This is a genomic window from Methylocystis sp. H62 (genome assembly GCF_015709515.1).
Lineage (GTDB): Bacteria > Pseudomonadota > Alphaproteobacteria > Rhizobiales > Beijerinckiaceae > Methylocystis.
Genome location: NZ_JADNQZ010000059.1, coordinates 410790 through 423156 on the forward strand (window position 1 = coordinate 410790; position 12367 = coordinate 423156).

Consider the following 12367-nt stretch of genomic DNA (forward strand, 5'->3'; position numbering starts at 1 on the left):
TGCGGCCTGCTCGACAGTCAGTTTGCCCTTGCGCAGCTGCTTGAGCACTTCGGCCTTTCGCGGGTTCGTCGCTGAGCGGATCACGCCGCAACCTTCCTTTCCCGCAGCAAGCCCGCGAGGCCGATCAGCGCGGCCTCGGCGCGGTCGCAGTCGCACTTGCGCGCGAATATGGCGGCCTGCGAAGGCCAACGGGAGATTGCGACGCTGCGGGCGCTGTCCTTGTTCTCCTTGCCCGGCGCGATGTTAGATGCGCGTTTCCAGACGGGCGGCGCGATCAATTCGAGAGGAATGCCGGCGGCCGCGAGCACGCCCTCGATGATCCCACGCGTGCGGCCGAAGCCGAAAGCGCCCGTCGTCCCGTCCGTCGGGCGAGGTCCGATCAATTCGCAATATGCGCGGCTCGCGTGCGTCGAATAGATGATGGTGGCGAAGAGCGCCGGATTGACCGCGCGCCTGCCTTTGGCTCCATCGAGCAAAGTCGGCATGTCGTGGATTTCGAGCAGATCGCCGCCGTCGGTCAGAACCGCGATCGCGCCATCGAGGCCAGGGTCAATTCCAAGGATCATGGTCGGGCCTTTCAGAATGGAATGTCGGCGTCGCTCTCGTGCCAGCCGTGAGGTGCGCTTGGCGAGCGATGGCCGACGGCGCGCCTGGCGCTGCTCGAGCGATCATGGGGGGCGGCTGATCCGCGGGGCGCGCCGGCTCGCTGCTTCTCGCGTGGCTGCTTTTCTCGCCGAAGAGGCAGGATCGCGTCTGCTGTCAGCGTAAGACTGACACGGGACTCCTTGCCGTCCGGCGCCCATATCTCCGCGCGCATCGATCCTGACACAGACAGCGCGTCGCCATCGTGCAGCCTGAGCAATTCCTCCTGCACGCTTTCGCTGAACGCGAAGACGCGCCAGAATGTCGAAGCATCACCGTCTTTGGTTTTGACGGTCGCCTGGACGAAAGGTCGGTCATTGCGCGAGACTTTGCGCTCGGGCGCACGGAAGAGCGTTCCTGTGATGAGGGCGCGCGCGGTCATCGAGAATTCTCCGTCTCCTGTGTCTCTAGCTTCTGCGCAGCAACAATTCGCTGGCGGCGCTTAGACGGCGGGCCGGTCTCTTCGACGCGGATTGCAGCCTTCGCAAACAAGCGATCCATCGCCGCCGAGAGTTTTGCCTTTCCGAGACGTTCCGCATTTTGATGTTTGGCGAACAATGCCGGCGCATATGCGTTTGAAGGCAAATGCGACACGGCGCGGCCTTCGCTATCGAACTGCGCAAGCAGTGAGAGAAAGACGCGCTCGGCTCTTCGTTCTTGTTCAGAAGACGATGAGCAATCCTTATCGAGGACGAACCTTCCGTCGCTATAGCGAACAACGATCGGGGCGCCGCTTGCGGCTCTATTGGCCTTCTTGACGCTCAAACTTCGAATATCGGTATCGTCTTCCGAGCCATCGGCGTTCTTTCGCCTCTCGAAGTAGAGCCTTGACCGAACAGAGTTGTTCCAGGCTGTGTTGCCGGACGTGCCGGAACCGCTCGCCATTCCGCTAAGGGACGGGTGTGAGAGAAGTACAATCGCGGCGTCATTCTCAAGCGCAACGCCGCGCAACATGGCGATGAACTGGCGTGCATGAACTTTCTTGATCTCGTCTCCGCCGAAAATGTCGGCGAGAGTGTCTAGAACGATCAGCGCAGGTTTCAGTTTGTTCGCCTCGCGCTTTAGCGCGGCGAAGATTGGCGTTTCTGCAAGCAGGCCATCGCGTGGTGTGGGGGAGGCCATCACTGCGTCTGCGCCTGCGAGTGGGCAGATAAACAATTCTGACAAATCGGCGCGCTCGCGGTTAATCGCGGCAAGCCGGCGGTGCAACTCGTCGAGCTCGTCTTCGGCTGACAGGAACAAGACGCGGCCGGGAGCCGGCGCCGTGCCAATCCATTCCGTGCCGGTGGCAGTTGCCGCGGCCAACTGAAGTGCGAGCAAGCTTTTGCCGGTCGCGCCGTCACCTGAAAGAATGGTCACGTTCGCCGCGGGGATGAGATCGGCGACATGCCAGCGCCGGTGGGGAGCTTTCTCGGGGTCAAGATCGGAGGCGCAAACGATCGGCAGTTCGATCTTCTTCTCGTCGCCGTAATTCGTTTGGCCAATCTTCTCGCCGATGGCCTCTTGGTCACGCCTGACGTATTCCGGCTCGGCTATGGAGATCGCGTCGGAGGCGTCGAGGATTGGTTCCGCCGATACCAGCCGCACGGCCGCCGGCTTTTCCCGCTGTTCGCGCCATTCGCGCGCCGCCTCTGCGAAGGCCGATGGATCGGCATTCATCGCGAAGCCTCGTTCGCGCAGACTTCAAGGAAGAGTTGGCAGAGGTCGAGCGTGATGGATCGTGCCGCGCGGATAGCGCGCTCGAGGCTTGGTCGATCTCCGGACAGCGCACAGTGCTCGATAAGTCCGCCCGCGCGGGCGAGAAGATCGCCGCGCTCGGCGAACTCAGCATCGATAATTGCCGCCGGGAGTTTCGAAAAATCGCATGGAGCCGGTGCGGCGACTGCTGACGGCGCGGGCGCTAGGTTCATTTCGTTCGTCGGAAAATATGCGCCGGTCGCGTCTTCGCGGGAGTGACCGGCCTCCGCGGCAATGGCGGTGGCGTTCATTGTCGGCGTCCTTGGTGCCGGCGGCTGCGACTAACTCGCTACTCTCCTGCACTCGACTACGCCGTCCCGGCGGGCTCCTGACGCTCTTCTTGTGTCCCTTTTCTCGGGCGGCCACGGCGGTGTCCTTCCGCGCAGGGACGGCCGCTTTCAGCCTCGCTGGTGGATGAGAAGGGCTGGCTGATCTTCGCCTCGGCCCAGGCAATTAGATCGTCGGAGTCGTAGAGAACGAAGCGATCTAGTTTTCGAAAACGCGGGCCGCCGCCGGTCGTTCTCCACTTCGCCAGCGAGGCAACCGACCCGAAACCATAGCGCTCGCGCAAGAGCTCGACGGCCTTTTCGGGCGTGATTAATTTCTTAGGTTCTGACACGTCGCGTCTCCGCTTTATTGAATACACGGAGATGATACCAGCGATATAAATAAAAGCCAAAGTGGTAGAAAATATACTCGGTAAAGGGTATAAAATATACACCAAGTAGTCACCCAACGTTGCTCAACGCGTAAGAGTCAACTCAATAGGTTATGCATTGAAACGTCAGTTTTGCCGGCTGTATGTCATCTGTCGAGCCGCGGGAGACTTTTGGTGTATTATTTTTGCCTTTGCCATAAGGCATTGAAATTTAGTGATGTTCTCTGATTGATTTGTTTTTGGCGCTCGGTGGCTGGCGCGAGGGCCGTCGGGCCGATCTGCACCGCTCCTCGAGGAAAGGCGGCGAGACGTACTCGCGCGCCCTGTGTCAGGGTGTCCGCGTTCAGTTGCGGCCGCAATGGATCAGCGCGGGTTCTTCTCGATAACTGCAAGCGCCCGACGGATCGTCTCGCTGGTCCCCACGACGACGGCGTCGGCCGGCATTTCTCTGTCGAGGAGCGTCGCGAGGACGCGCAGCTGCGCTATGGCGCCCGCGCGTGTCGTTGGCGTCATGTCGATGACGGCGAACTCGGCGTCAAATTTAGCGCTACCTGCGGCATCCGCAGCTTCGTCGTGAGTGGCGGATAACTCGGCCTCGGCTTCTGCGGCCTTGTATTTAGTCGACGCGCGCTTCATGGCGGCGATCGCCGCAAAGATCGGGTCCGCGCCGGCCGGTCCTTGCCGAGGAGATGCTTGCGCGGACACAATTCGAGTATGTTGAGCATTAGCCATGGTTCGGTCTCCGAAACCAGCTGTGGTTAGGCCGGGCTCGGCGCTGCAACGTCTCGCCCGGCTGCTTCTTCATAGCAGCGCTTGCGATTGATGTAAATCACTGATGTTAAAGAATAAAATGAGTATTAAATCTACCCATACGGCGCGATTGGGCGGCTAGATTTTCTACCCAAGATCGCGCTTTTGCTATCAGCGCGATGACGTTCCGCAAGTCGTTCTTTCACACGGCCGATCCTACGCGCGCGCGAGGCATGAGCCCGCCGGCCGACGCGCACATGTTCGGTCGAGCGAAGGTCGAGGGATCGCGTCGCGAAGGTGGTGGGGCGGACGGAGATGAGCGAGGGCTCGGCGGGCTGGCGAAAGGCAATAAGCGTGAAAATCGCCATGGCGAGTCGCTGGTGCGTGTTTCGCGCTGTCAGCGTGGGAAGTAGCCCGGCGATCGGTTCGGCGACGGGCGGCCGGTTTCTGAGTCGTGGCGGCGCACTCCTCGGCGGGGGGAGTTGCGTTCTTCACGCGACGCTGACGCATCGGGGCGAGGTGTGGGCGTGCGAGATGCTCGAAAGGTGATGGTTGAGACGCGCGAGAGACGCGGCTCAGGATTTCGGAACCCGAGCGCGAAGCGTTGGCGCCCGCGAGGGGCGCTCCAAGCGGCCCCGAGGCGGGCTTCCAACGCCTGGGGGGTATAAGGGGGGAGTTGGAAGCCTCCGTTGGAAGCGTTGGAAGGGCGTTGGAAGGGGCAAAAAGGGTGGTTGGAAAGGCGTTGGAAGGCGTTGGAAGGGCGATTTTTGGCGTTGGAAGGCGTTGGAAGGGGTCAGGATAGGCGAGTGTGCTCACGCAGTTCAGCTGGCGGTTGTGTTTTCGCGAGGCTGGATCGACACCACTTCTCCGCCGGTCCGGTCGATCGCGTTGGCGATCGTCTGCGCGACCCTGGTTGCTGCGGCGACAAGCGCCGCATCGGGCCGGCGCACATAGGATCGTTGCGTCACTCCGCGCTTCGCGTGCCCAAGCAGCTCGCCGACCGTCGCGTCGCCGCAGCCTGCCTCGTCGGCCAGCGTCGCGAACGTCCGGCGAAGCGCCTGCGATCGCGCGTCGGTCAGCTTTGCGGCGTCGAAGATCGCCGCGAGCTGCTTCTTCAGGTCCGCGTGGGTCTTGCCCGATCGGCTCGGGAATACGAATTCGTCGCTGAGGCGGGGCAGGGAGCGCAGATGCTCGATCGCCGCCTTGCCGATCGCGCGCGTTGAGCGGCCGGTCTTGGTCTGCGCCAAGCGAAGGCATGAGCCCTCGAAGTCCACTTCGCTCCATCGCAGGCCGCAAGCTTCGTCGCGCCGCAGGCCGGTGAGCGCTATCAGGCGCAACGCGCCCACAGCGAGCGGCGCGGCGTCTCTGGCGCGTTCCATCGCCTCGCCGAGCGCGCCAAGCTCATGGATCGAAAGAACGCGCTCCTGGGCCTCGCCGCGGGCCTTGTCGACGCCGCGCGCCGGGTTCTGTCCCGACACCAATCCGCGCTTCTCGGCCCACGTCCAGACGCCGCCTAACAGTTCCACGACGCGCGCGGCGGTTCCCGCGCCTCCGGTGACGCGCGCGACGCCGCGGGCTCGCGTCCTGACATGAGTCGCCGTTTTGCCGGCGGCGATGGCGTCGGCCATGCGCTGAATGTCAGCGCGTGTCAGCTCGCCGGCTGGCTTCTTGCCGATGAGCGGGACGATGTGACGTGAGACGCGGCCTTCGTCGATCGCGACTGTCGCGGCGCGCTTCGATCGGCCGAAGCGCGTCGTGACGTGCCCATGGCGCGCGGCCTGGAGATATTGCTCGCACAGCTCGGCGACGGTCATCGGCCGGCTGGCTTCACGGGCTGCGCGCCGCTCTTCGGACGGATCGCGGCCGTGGGCCACATCGGCGAGCCGAAGCCGGGCGACTTTGCGCGCTTCGTCTGGCGCGATGGCGCCAACACTGGCGAGCGTCAGCCGGCGGGTCGCACCCGCGGCGGTCCGATACTGCACGACATAGGTCATCCGTCCTGACGCCATGAGGCGGACGCCAAAGCCGGAAAGGTCGCTATCCCAAACGAAGGAATTCTTGCCGGCTGGGTCGAGCGCGTCGACGAGGGTCTTGGTGAGCCTGGGCATGGGCGGGCCGATCTTGGAAGCAGTTTTGGAAGCAGGTTGGAAGCAGAATGCGGAAAATCCGGGTAAACTCGATACATGAACGTAAAGGGGAATATCCCATAAATCAGTTGCTTGGTAAAGTCATGGAAGCAGGATAAAACCCAGATAATCCCTATTCAACTACGTTGACATCGTAGGGGTCACAGGTTCAATCCCTGTCGCGCCCACCATTTAAGCGACCCATTTTGGTCGCCCATCGCCGCAAGCCTTGCAACATTGACCCGACCATGCGTCACCCGCCGTCACGCGCGAAACTATAGCTGGTCGCTTGCCCGAGCATATCCGCACGCCATCTGGCGTCTTGCTTCGGTTGAACATGCAGGGCCAGCGTATGTGGAAATATCTGTTCCTGACCCTGCTTGGCGTCACCCTTGCCGCCGGCGCGGCCCAGTCGAAAGATCAAGCAAAAGCGCCCAAAAAATGCTTGCCGATCCTTCGCACGCCAGGGGTCGCCCCGACGCGCCCTTACGGTCAAATCCCTTACTCGGTCTGGTACTATGCCCTTTATCAACCGTTCTGCGATGGCAAATCCGCGAAGAAGTGCATTTGGGCGTGTGGAAAGCCGCCCTCCAAGGACAGCGATGCTGACTGAATGCTGGCGGCATAAGGCGACGCAGCGGCTCGCCTGCCGCCTTCGCTAACTCGATTGCCTCGCCCCATTGCGGCGTCCATAGCTGCTCCCATCCGCCCTGACCGGGCGAAAGCGGAGGGGACCATGGACCTGCCTGCGATTGACCCGCTGATCGGAATTGGCGTCGCCGTCTCGACCGCCATCACCGACGCGGTCTATGTGTTTTTCAACGCCGCCGTGTCGGAGCGTCGGCGCGTCGCCGCCGCGAGCTGGAGCAGCATCTGGTATCTGCTCTCGGCCTTCGCGGTGATCAGCTATACGTCGAACTGGGCCTATGTGGCGTTCGCCGCGGTGGGGGCCTGGATCGGCGGCTTCTTGTCCATCACCGTGCTGAACCGCCTCGTGCCCCTGCGCAAACCATAGGAATTTGGCGCAAAAAAACGCCGCTCACGCGGCGCCGAGGAGTAAATTGTCCGCGCGCTTAATCGCGAACGATCTGATTGCGATCCTGGATCAGCAGCGGCAGGCGCTTGGCCGAGGCGCTGGCGACGCTCATCTCCTGCCTGCTATGGGCGGCCCCGCGGGTCTTTTGCTCGTGATTGACGTTGGTGGCGAGGCCAAGGGCGAGAAATCCAACCCAAAACGCCACGGGCACGAAGCGCGACTTCGAAAACGGCATTTTGGTCTCCCCTTGCTCAGGCGCTTCTGCGAACGAACGCAGCTTTCCCCAATGTGCGTCCAAGTAAAAGCGCCAGGAGCAAGCAACCTGATGGCGCCAGATCGAAACAGTTCTCCTCTCTGGCTGGCGTGCTAATTAGCAACGGGCGCGAAAGTTGGCGCCAATGCTTACGTTCCCTGTGGACCTATGCGCGCGGGTTAGAAGCGCATTAGCTTGCGCCCAGGGGAGATTGCAGCGATGACCTTAACGACCACGGATCGTCCAGCGCCCATCGTCAAGAGCGGGCATGTGCAACTGTCGATCATTCTGGCTGAGTCAGACAAGAACACTCTGCAGAACCAGATCTTCGACCAGATCCGCTCGATGATCCTCAACGGCCAGCTCAAATGCGACGATCCGATGCCGACCACGCGCGAACTGAGCAGCCAGCTTAGCGTCTCGCGCAACACGGCCGTGTTGGCCTATGAGCGGCTGATCGCCGAAGGATACATTCGCACGAAGCCCTATGTGGGCACCTTCGTTTCGCCGGATCTGCCGGACACGGCGTTTCTGTCGGCCAATCACCGCACGCCGCAGACGGAAGAGCAGGGCGCCGCGATTGAAGCTCCGCCGCCCTGCGGGGCGTTGCGCACCCATCGCCTCGCCGACCCGGAGCGTCGTCGTCTCGCCGCCGATTTCTGGGTGGGCCGGCCGGACGCGCGATCCTTTCCACTCAAGGCCTGGTCGCATCACATCAAGAATCGGCTGAAGGCGGTCGGCTCCAATCTCACGAGCTACAATGACGCCGCAGGATTGATGGAACTGCGGCGCGCCGTCGCCAAACATCTTGCGCCGGCGCGCGGCGTCGTCGCCGATCCGGAGCAGATCATCATCGTCGGCGGCTGCCAGGACGGCTTCAATCTGGTCGGCCGCCTGCTCGTCACGCCGGGCTCCACCGCCGTCGTCGAGTCGCCCTGCTATCAGGGCGCCGCTTTCGTGCTCGAGAGCCTCGGGGCGACGCTTTATCCCGTTCCCGTTGACCAGGACGGGCTCGACGTGTCGCGACTGCCGAAAACCAGGGGCGCCGTCGCCTATGTGACGCCGTCGCATCAATATCCGATCGGCGTGACCATGAGCCTGCAGCGGCGGCTCGAGCTTCTGGCCTGGGCGACGCAATACGACGCCTACATTATGGAAGACGACTATGACAGCGACTTCCGTTTTGTCGGTTCGCCGCTGACGGCGCTGAAGGGGCTCGATCGCAACGAGCGCGTCATCTATCTCGGCACCTTTTCCAAGTGCATGGGGCCCGGCCTGCGGCTCGGCTATGTCGTGCTGCCCCGCCGTCTCGCCGAAGCCGGGCGGCGCATGAAGATGCTGATGAACAACGGTCAAAGCTGGCTGGAACAGGCGGCGATGGCGGATTTCATGTCGAGCGGCGAGTTCGGGCGCCATTTGCGGCGTATTCGCCAGCTCTATCGCGATCGGCGCGACGCGCTGCTGGGCGCGCTGCGGAATCACTTCGGCGCCTGCGAGATCTACGGCGACCAGGCCGGCATGCATCTCGTCTGGAAGCTGCCGGACGGTTTTCCGGACGCGGCCGAGGTGGAGAAGAGGGGCCTTGCCGCCGGCGTCGGCGTCTGTTCGCTGGCGACGGGCTCGGCGCTGCGCTTCGACGACGTCAATGGCGGCGATCGGCTGCTGATGCTCGGCTTCGTCGCGCTCACCGAAAAAGAAATCGAGACCGGAATCGCCCGGCTGGCGCAGGCGCTGAAGACGTAGCGCGCGCCAAACCCTCTCCCTGCGGGAGAGGGTGGTTGCGAGGCAACCGGGTGAGGGGTTTCTCCCGGACGAATTTTGGCGCAGCCGCAGCGGATTCCTTGTGTCTGAAGCGGCGAAATCGTAACCCCTCACCCCGGTCCTTCGGACCGACCCTCTCCCTTTGGGAGAGGGTTTCGCGCGAGCCGAATCAATTCATGAACGACTCCAGCGCCCACTCGCGTCTGCGCGCCATACCGTCCGGCGTCTGGGCGCTCGGGCTCGTCTCGCTGCTCATGGATTTCTCATCCGAGATGATCCATGCGCTGCTGCCGATCTATCTCGTCGGCGCGATGGGCGCCTCGATGGCCGAAGTCGGAATCATCGAAGGCGTCGCCGAAGCGACCGCCTCGATCGTCAAGATCTTTTCCGGCGCGCTGTCGGACTGGTTCGGACGCCGCAAGCAGCTGGCGATCATCGGCTATGGGCTTGCGGCGCTCACGAAGCCGATGTTCCCGCTGGCGCCGAATGTCGCCTGGGTCATGGCCGCCCGCTTCATCGACCGCGTCGGCAAGGGCATCCGCGGCGCCCCGCGCGACGCGCTCGTCGCCGATATCGCGCCGGCCTCCATTCGCGGCGCGGCCTTCGGGCTTCGCCAGTCGCTCGACACGATCGGCGCCTTTCTCGGGCCGGCGGTCGCTGTGGCCGCGATGTGGTTCTCGGCCAACAGCATTCCTTTCGTGTTCTGGATCGCGACGATTCCGGCGGCGCTCGCCGTTGTGGTCCTGGCGCTCGGCGTGCGCGAACCGGAAGCCTCCCGGCCGCCGCGGCCGGCGCGTTTTCCGCTGCATATCGAGGAAGTCCGCCGGCTCGGCGGCCCCTTCTGGATCGTTGTGGCGATCGGCGTCGTCTTCAGTCTGGCGCGCTTTTCCGAGGCTTTCCTGATCCTGAAGGCGCGCGACGTCGGACTGCCGGTGGCGCTCGCGCCGCTGGTGCTCGTCGCGATGAATGTCGTTTATGCCGGCGCTTCCTATCCGGTTGGCGCCTTCTCGGATCGCGGCGACAGAAAAACGCCGCTCATGGCGGGTCTTGTCGCGCTGATCGCCGCCGACGCCGTCCTGGCGGTCGCCGATCATATGCCGCTCGTGTGGCTCGGCGTGGCGCTTTGGGGCCTGCACATGGGCCTCACCCAGGGCCTGCTCGCGACGCTCATCGCCGACGTCGCGCCGGCGGCGTTGCGCGGCTCGGCCTTCGGCGTTTTCAACCTCGCAAGCGGGGTCGCGCTGCTTGCCGCCAGCGCCGGCGCGGGGGCGCTGTGGGACGCCTTCGGTTCCGCGTCCGCCTTCTGGGCGGGCGCGCTTTTGGCGTCGCTGGCGCTCGTCGGACTCGCGGCCGGCGGCGGTCGGATCGGCCAGACCCACGGGCCGGTTTGAGCCGGCGCGTTAAGAACGTCGCGTCGAAAATCAGGCGCGTTAACCGCTGCCTAAGCATGTCCATTAATCGTTGAAAATGAACGATAAATTTTCGCAATTGCGCCATTGTTGATCATTCATTTCAGAACTGGCGGGGGCGCTGGCGTTTCAAAAACGCACCATCGAGGTTCTCATGAAAAAACCAGCTTTCGGCATCGCCGTCGCGGCTTGCCTCTCCGTCCTGTCGGCCTCGGCCGCAGACCTGCCTTCGCGCAAGGAGCCGCCGCCGGTCTATTATCCGCCGGCGCCAATCTTCACCTGGACCGGGATCTACGCCGGTCTCAATCTTGGCGGCGGGTGGCTTGATCGATACGACTATGGACATTGGCTGGCGCCCTCGAGCGCGTCTAACTCAGGCGGCGTCGTCGGCGGCGCCCAGATCGGCTATAATTATCAGCTCACCCCGCTCTTCGTCGTCGGTCTGGAAACCGATTTTCAAGGATCGAGCGTCGGCGGCGGCGGCAATCAGGGGTGGGGCGCAACGCGCAGCGTCGACTGGTTCGGCACGGTGCGAGGGCGCGCGGGCGTGTCGATGCTGAACGCGCAGCTGCTCCTTTACGGCACGGGCGGCTTCGCCTATGGCGACCTGCGTCTCAACTACGGATGGCTTGGCTCTCAGGCCCGCACCGGAACCGGGTGGACGGCGGGCGGAGGGCTCGAATACGCCTTCCTTCCCAACTGGTCGGCGAAGGTCGAATATCTCTACACAAACATCGGCGCGAATTACGACTCTATCTACGTTGCGCCTTTCATCGTCGAATCCCAGCAGCGCGCGCATCTCAATACGGTGCGCGCCGGCGTCAATTATCGCTTCAACTGGCTCCTTGCGCCTCCCGGCCCTCCAATGGCCGCCTACTGAACGCGAATGCTACAAGGATGAGCGACAAAAGCCCCGGCGACGGGGCTTTTGCATATGTAGCCGTCGAAGGCGCCGCCCGCGTAGTTGCGGCGCCGCAACAATTGAACTATCTGCTTTGGAAGCGTTCCGAGAAGAAATCGGCCGCACGCGAGAGGGTTCTACATGGCAGACGCCGACACTGACGGGCTCGCCGCGCGGCGGCCGCTGTCGCCGCATCTGACGGTCTTTAGGCCCATCCTGACGATGATGATGTCGATCGCGCATCGAATCACCGGCGCGGGGCTTTACGTCGGCATGGCGCTTTTGGCGCTGTTCCTGCTCGGCGCCGCGGTTGGCGGCGGCGCCTTCTCCGCCGTTTCCTGGATCGGGTCGGGCTTCATCGGCAATCTGCTGGTGCTGATGATCGTTTGGGCGATTTTCCACCATCTGCTCGGCGGCGTGCGTCACGCGCTCTGGGACCGCGGCCTCTACATGGACGCGAAAGGGCGGGAACTGCTGGCCCAGGGGACGCTCGTCGGCGGCGTCCTGCTGACGCTGCTCGTCTACATCTTCAAGACGCTGGCGGGCTAGGCGGAGCGAACGCATGACGGTTGCGACAAGGTTCAAGAGCGGTCGAACTGGACCCGGCGACGCCTATGTCTCCGACCACAGCGGTTCGACTCATGCGCGCTTCATGCGGCTGACGTCTTATGCGCTGGTCCCGCTCGGCGTGCTGAGCGCCTGGTGGATTCTCGGACTTGCCGGCAAGCCGCTCGAAGGCGTGCGCGCCGAAATCGGCAGACCGATTCCCGCGCTCGTGCTTCTTGCGTTCGGCGTGGTCGGCATGATCCATGCACGACAAGGCATGGACGACATCATCGAAGATTACGTGCACGACAAAGTGTTGAAGGCGCAGGCGATCGTCGCCAACACATGGGCGTCGCGCGCCATCGCAGCGATCTGGGTCCTCGCGATCCTCCTCATCGCTGCGCCGAAGTAGTCGGACGATGCAACCAACGGACGTCGACGTGACAGGCGAGAGCAGGAAGCAGCGCGACATCGCTGCTTCGATCGCAATGATCCCGTCTTGTGACGACGCAGCGACGCTGCGCGCGACGCGAATGAGATTCGAGAAG

The 12367-nt window shown here is 63.3% G+C and carries 15 protein-coding genes and 1 tRNA gene; 9 read left to right on the forward strand and 7 right to left on the reverse strand.

Going from position 1 to position 12367, the window contains the following annotated elements; all coding sequences use genetic code 11:
• Positions 1–80 precede the first annotated feature (80 nt).
• The 3 genes from IYY11_RS21335 to IYY11_RS21345 are packed head-to-tail and all read right to left on the reverse strand — an operon-like array spanning position 81 to position 2301.
• Positions 81–566, reverse strand: coding sequence for a hypothetical protein (locus IYY11_RS21335; protein ID WP_196405717.1), 486 nt, complete (start codon positions 564–566; stop codon positions 81–83).
• 11 nt (positions 567–577) lie between these two features.
• Entirely contained in the window at positions 578–1024 is a 447-nt protein-coding gene (locus IYY11_RS21340) for a single-stranded DNA-binding protein (protein WP_196405718.1), read from the reverse strand.
• A complete protein-coding gene (locus tag IYY11_RS21345) occupies positions 1021–2301 on the reverse strand; it encodes an AAA family ATPase (RefSeq protein WP_196405719.1) in 1281 nt (426 codons plus the stop codon). The genes IYY11_RS21340 and IYY11_RS21345 overlap by 4 nt, the downstream gene beginning before the upstream one ends.
• Before the next feature lie 35 nt (positions 2302–2336).
• On the opposite strand from IYY11_RS21345, the gene IYY11_RS21350 reads away from it, so the two are divergent.
• Positions 2337–2531, forward strand: a complete 195-nt coding sequence (locus IYY11_RS21350; protein ID WP_196405720.1) for a hypothetical protein — start codon at positions 2337–2339, stop codon at positions 2529–2531.
• A gap of 155 nt (positions 2532–2686) precedes the next feature.
• Here the strand turns inward: IYY11_RS21350 and IYY11_RS21355 are convergent, their stop codons facing one another.
• From IYY11_RS21355 to IYY11_RS21365, 3 genes are all read right to left on the reverse strand, one after another.
• Positions 2687–3115, reverse strand: coding sequence for a hypothetical protein (locus IYY11_RS21355; protein WP_196405721.1), 429 nt, complete (start codon positions 3113–3115; stop codon positions 2687–2689).
• Positions 3116–3400: 285 nt separating this feature from the next.
• The gene (locus tag IYY11_RS21360) at positions 3401–3673 is read right to left on the reverse strand and encodes a hypothetical protein (RefSeq protein ID WP_210331472.1); all 273 of its coding nucleotides are present in this window, start codon (positions 3671–3673) and stop codon (positions 3401–3403) included.
• Between the two features lie 935 nt (positions 3674–4608).
• Entirely contained in the window at positions 4609–5895 is a 1287-nt protein-coding gene (locus IYY11_RS21365) for a tyrosine-type recombinase/integrase (RefSeq protein ID WP_196405723.1), read from the reverse strand.
• A gap of 86 nt (positions 5896–5981) precedes the next feature.
• On the opposite strand from IYY11_RS21365, the gene IYY11_RS21370 reads away from it, so the two are divergent.
• The 3 genes from IYY11_RS21370 (at position 5982) to IYY11_RS21380 (ending at position 6928) form a co-directional block, all read left to right on the forward strand.
• Positions 5982–6104: transfer RNA gene (locus IYY11_RS21370), tRNA-Leu, on the forward strand.
• 98 nt (positions 6105–6202) lie between these two features.
• Positions 6203–6526 (forward strand): hypothetical protein, encoded by a 324-nt coding sequence (locus tag IYY11_RS21375; protein WP_196405724.1) that lies wholly within the window; start codon positions 6203–6205, stop codon positions 6524–6526.
• 123 nt (positions 6527–6649) lie between these two features.
• The gene (locus IYY11_RS21380) at positions 6650–6928 is read left to right on the forward strand and encodes a hypothetical protein (RefSeq protein WP_029651216.1); all 279 of its coding nucleotides are present in this window, start codon (positions 6650–6652) and stop codon (positions 6926–6928) included.
• A gap of 58 nt (positions 6929–6986) precedes the next feature.
• Here the strand turns inward: IYY11_RS21380 and IYY11_RS21385 are convergent, their stop codons facing one another.
• Positions 6987–7184, reverse strand: a complete 198-nt coding sequence (locus IYY11_RS21385) for a hypothetical protein (protein WP_196405725.1) — start codon at positions 7182–7184, stop codon at positions 6987–6989.
• Positions 7185–7421: 237 nt separating this feature from the next.
• On the opposite strand from IYY11_RS21385, the gene IYY11_RS21390 reads away from it, so the two are divergent.
• From IYY11_RS21390 to sdhD, 5 genes are all read left to right on the forward strand, one after another.
• Positions 7422–8945, forward strand: coding sequence for a PLP-dependent aminotransferase family protein (locus tag IYY11_RS21390; protein WP_196405726.1), 1524 nt, complete (start codon positions 7422–7424; stop codon positions 8943–8945).
• A 194-nt stretch (positions 8946–9139) separates the two neighbouring features.
• Positions 9140–10354: an MFS transporter gene (locus IYY11_RS21395; RefSeq protein WP_196405727.1), complete on the forward strand. Its 1215-nt coding sequence runs from the start codon at positions 9140–9142 to the stop codon at positions 10352–10354.
• Between the two features lie 172 nt (positions 10355–10526).
• On the forward strand, positions 10527–11252 hold the full coding sequence (locus tag IYY11_RS21400) for an outer membrane protein (RefSeq protein WP_196405728.1): 726 nt from the start codon (positions 10527–10529) through the stop codon (positions 11250–11252).
• Positions 11253–11414: 162 nt separating this feature from the next.
• Positions 11415–11822: a succinate dehydrogenase, cytochrome b556 subunit gene (sdhC, locus tag IYY11_RS21405; protein WP_196405729.1), complete on the forward strand. Its 408-nt coding sequence runs from the start codon at positions 11415–11417 to the stop codon at positions 11820–11822.
• Positions 11823–11835: 13 nt separating this feature from the next.
• Positions 11836–12231 carry a succinate dehydrogenase, hydrophobic membrane anchor protein gene (gene sdhD, locus IYY11_RS21410; protein WP_196405730.1) on the forward strand — a complete coding sequence of 132 codons (396 nt, stop codon included), beginning with the start codon at positions 11836–11838 and terminating at the stop codon, positions 12229–12231.
• Positions 12232–12367: the final 136 nt, after the last annotated feature.

Coding starts and splice junctions, on each gene's coding strand:
- IYY11_RS21335 (WP_196405717.1), bottom strand. CDS start 566: ATGATCCTTGGAATTGACCCTGGCCTCGATGGCGCGATCGCGGTTCTG.
- IYY11_RS21340 (WP_196405718.1), bottom strand. CDS start 1,024: ATGACCGCGCGCGCCCTCATCACAGGAACGCTCTTCCGTGCGCCCGAG.
- IYY11_RS21345 (WP_196405719.1), bottom strand. CDS start 2,301: ATGAATGCCGATCCATCGGCCTTCGCAGAGGCGGCGCGCGAATGGCGC.
- IYY11_RS21360 (WP_210331472.1), bottom strand. CDS start 3,673: ATGAAGCGCGCGTCGACTAAATACAAGGCCGCAGAAGCCGAGGCCGAG.
- IYY11_RS21365 (WP_196405723.1), bottom strand. CDS start 5,895: ATGCCCAGGCTCACCAAGACCCTCGTCGACGCGCTCGACCCAGCCGGC.
- IYY11_RS21380 (WP_029651216.1), top strand. CDS start 6,650: ATGGACCTGCCTGCGATTGACCCGCTGATCGGAATTGGCGTCGCCGTC.
- IYY11_RS21385 (WP_196405725.1), bottom strand. CDS start 7,184: ATGCCGTTTTCGAAGTCGCGCTTCGTGCCCGTGGCGTTTTGGGTTGGA.
- IYY11_RS21390 (WP_196405726.1), top strand. CDS start 7,422: ATGACCTTAACGACCACGGATCGTCCAGCGCCCATCGTCAAGAGCGGG.
- IYY11_RS21395 (WP_196405727.1), top strand. CDS start 9,140: ATGAACGACTCCAGCGCCCACTCGCGTCTGCGCGCCATACCGTCCGGC.
- IYY11_RS21400 (WP_196405728.1), top strand. CDS start 10,527: ATGAAAAAACCAGCTTTCGGCATCGCCGTCGCGGCTTGCCTCTCCGTC.
- sdhC (WP_196405729.1), top strand. CDS start 11,415: ATGGCAGACGCCGACACTGACGGGCTCGCCGCGCGGCGGCCGCTGTCG.
- sdhD (WP_196405730.1), top strand. CDS start 11,836: ATGACGGTTGCGACAAGGTTCAAGAGCGGTCGAACTGGACCCGGCGAC.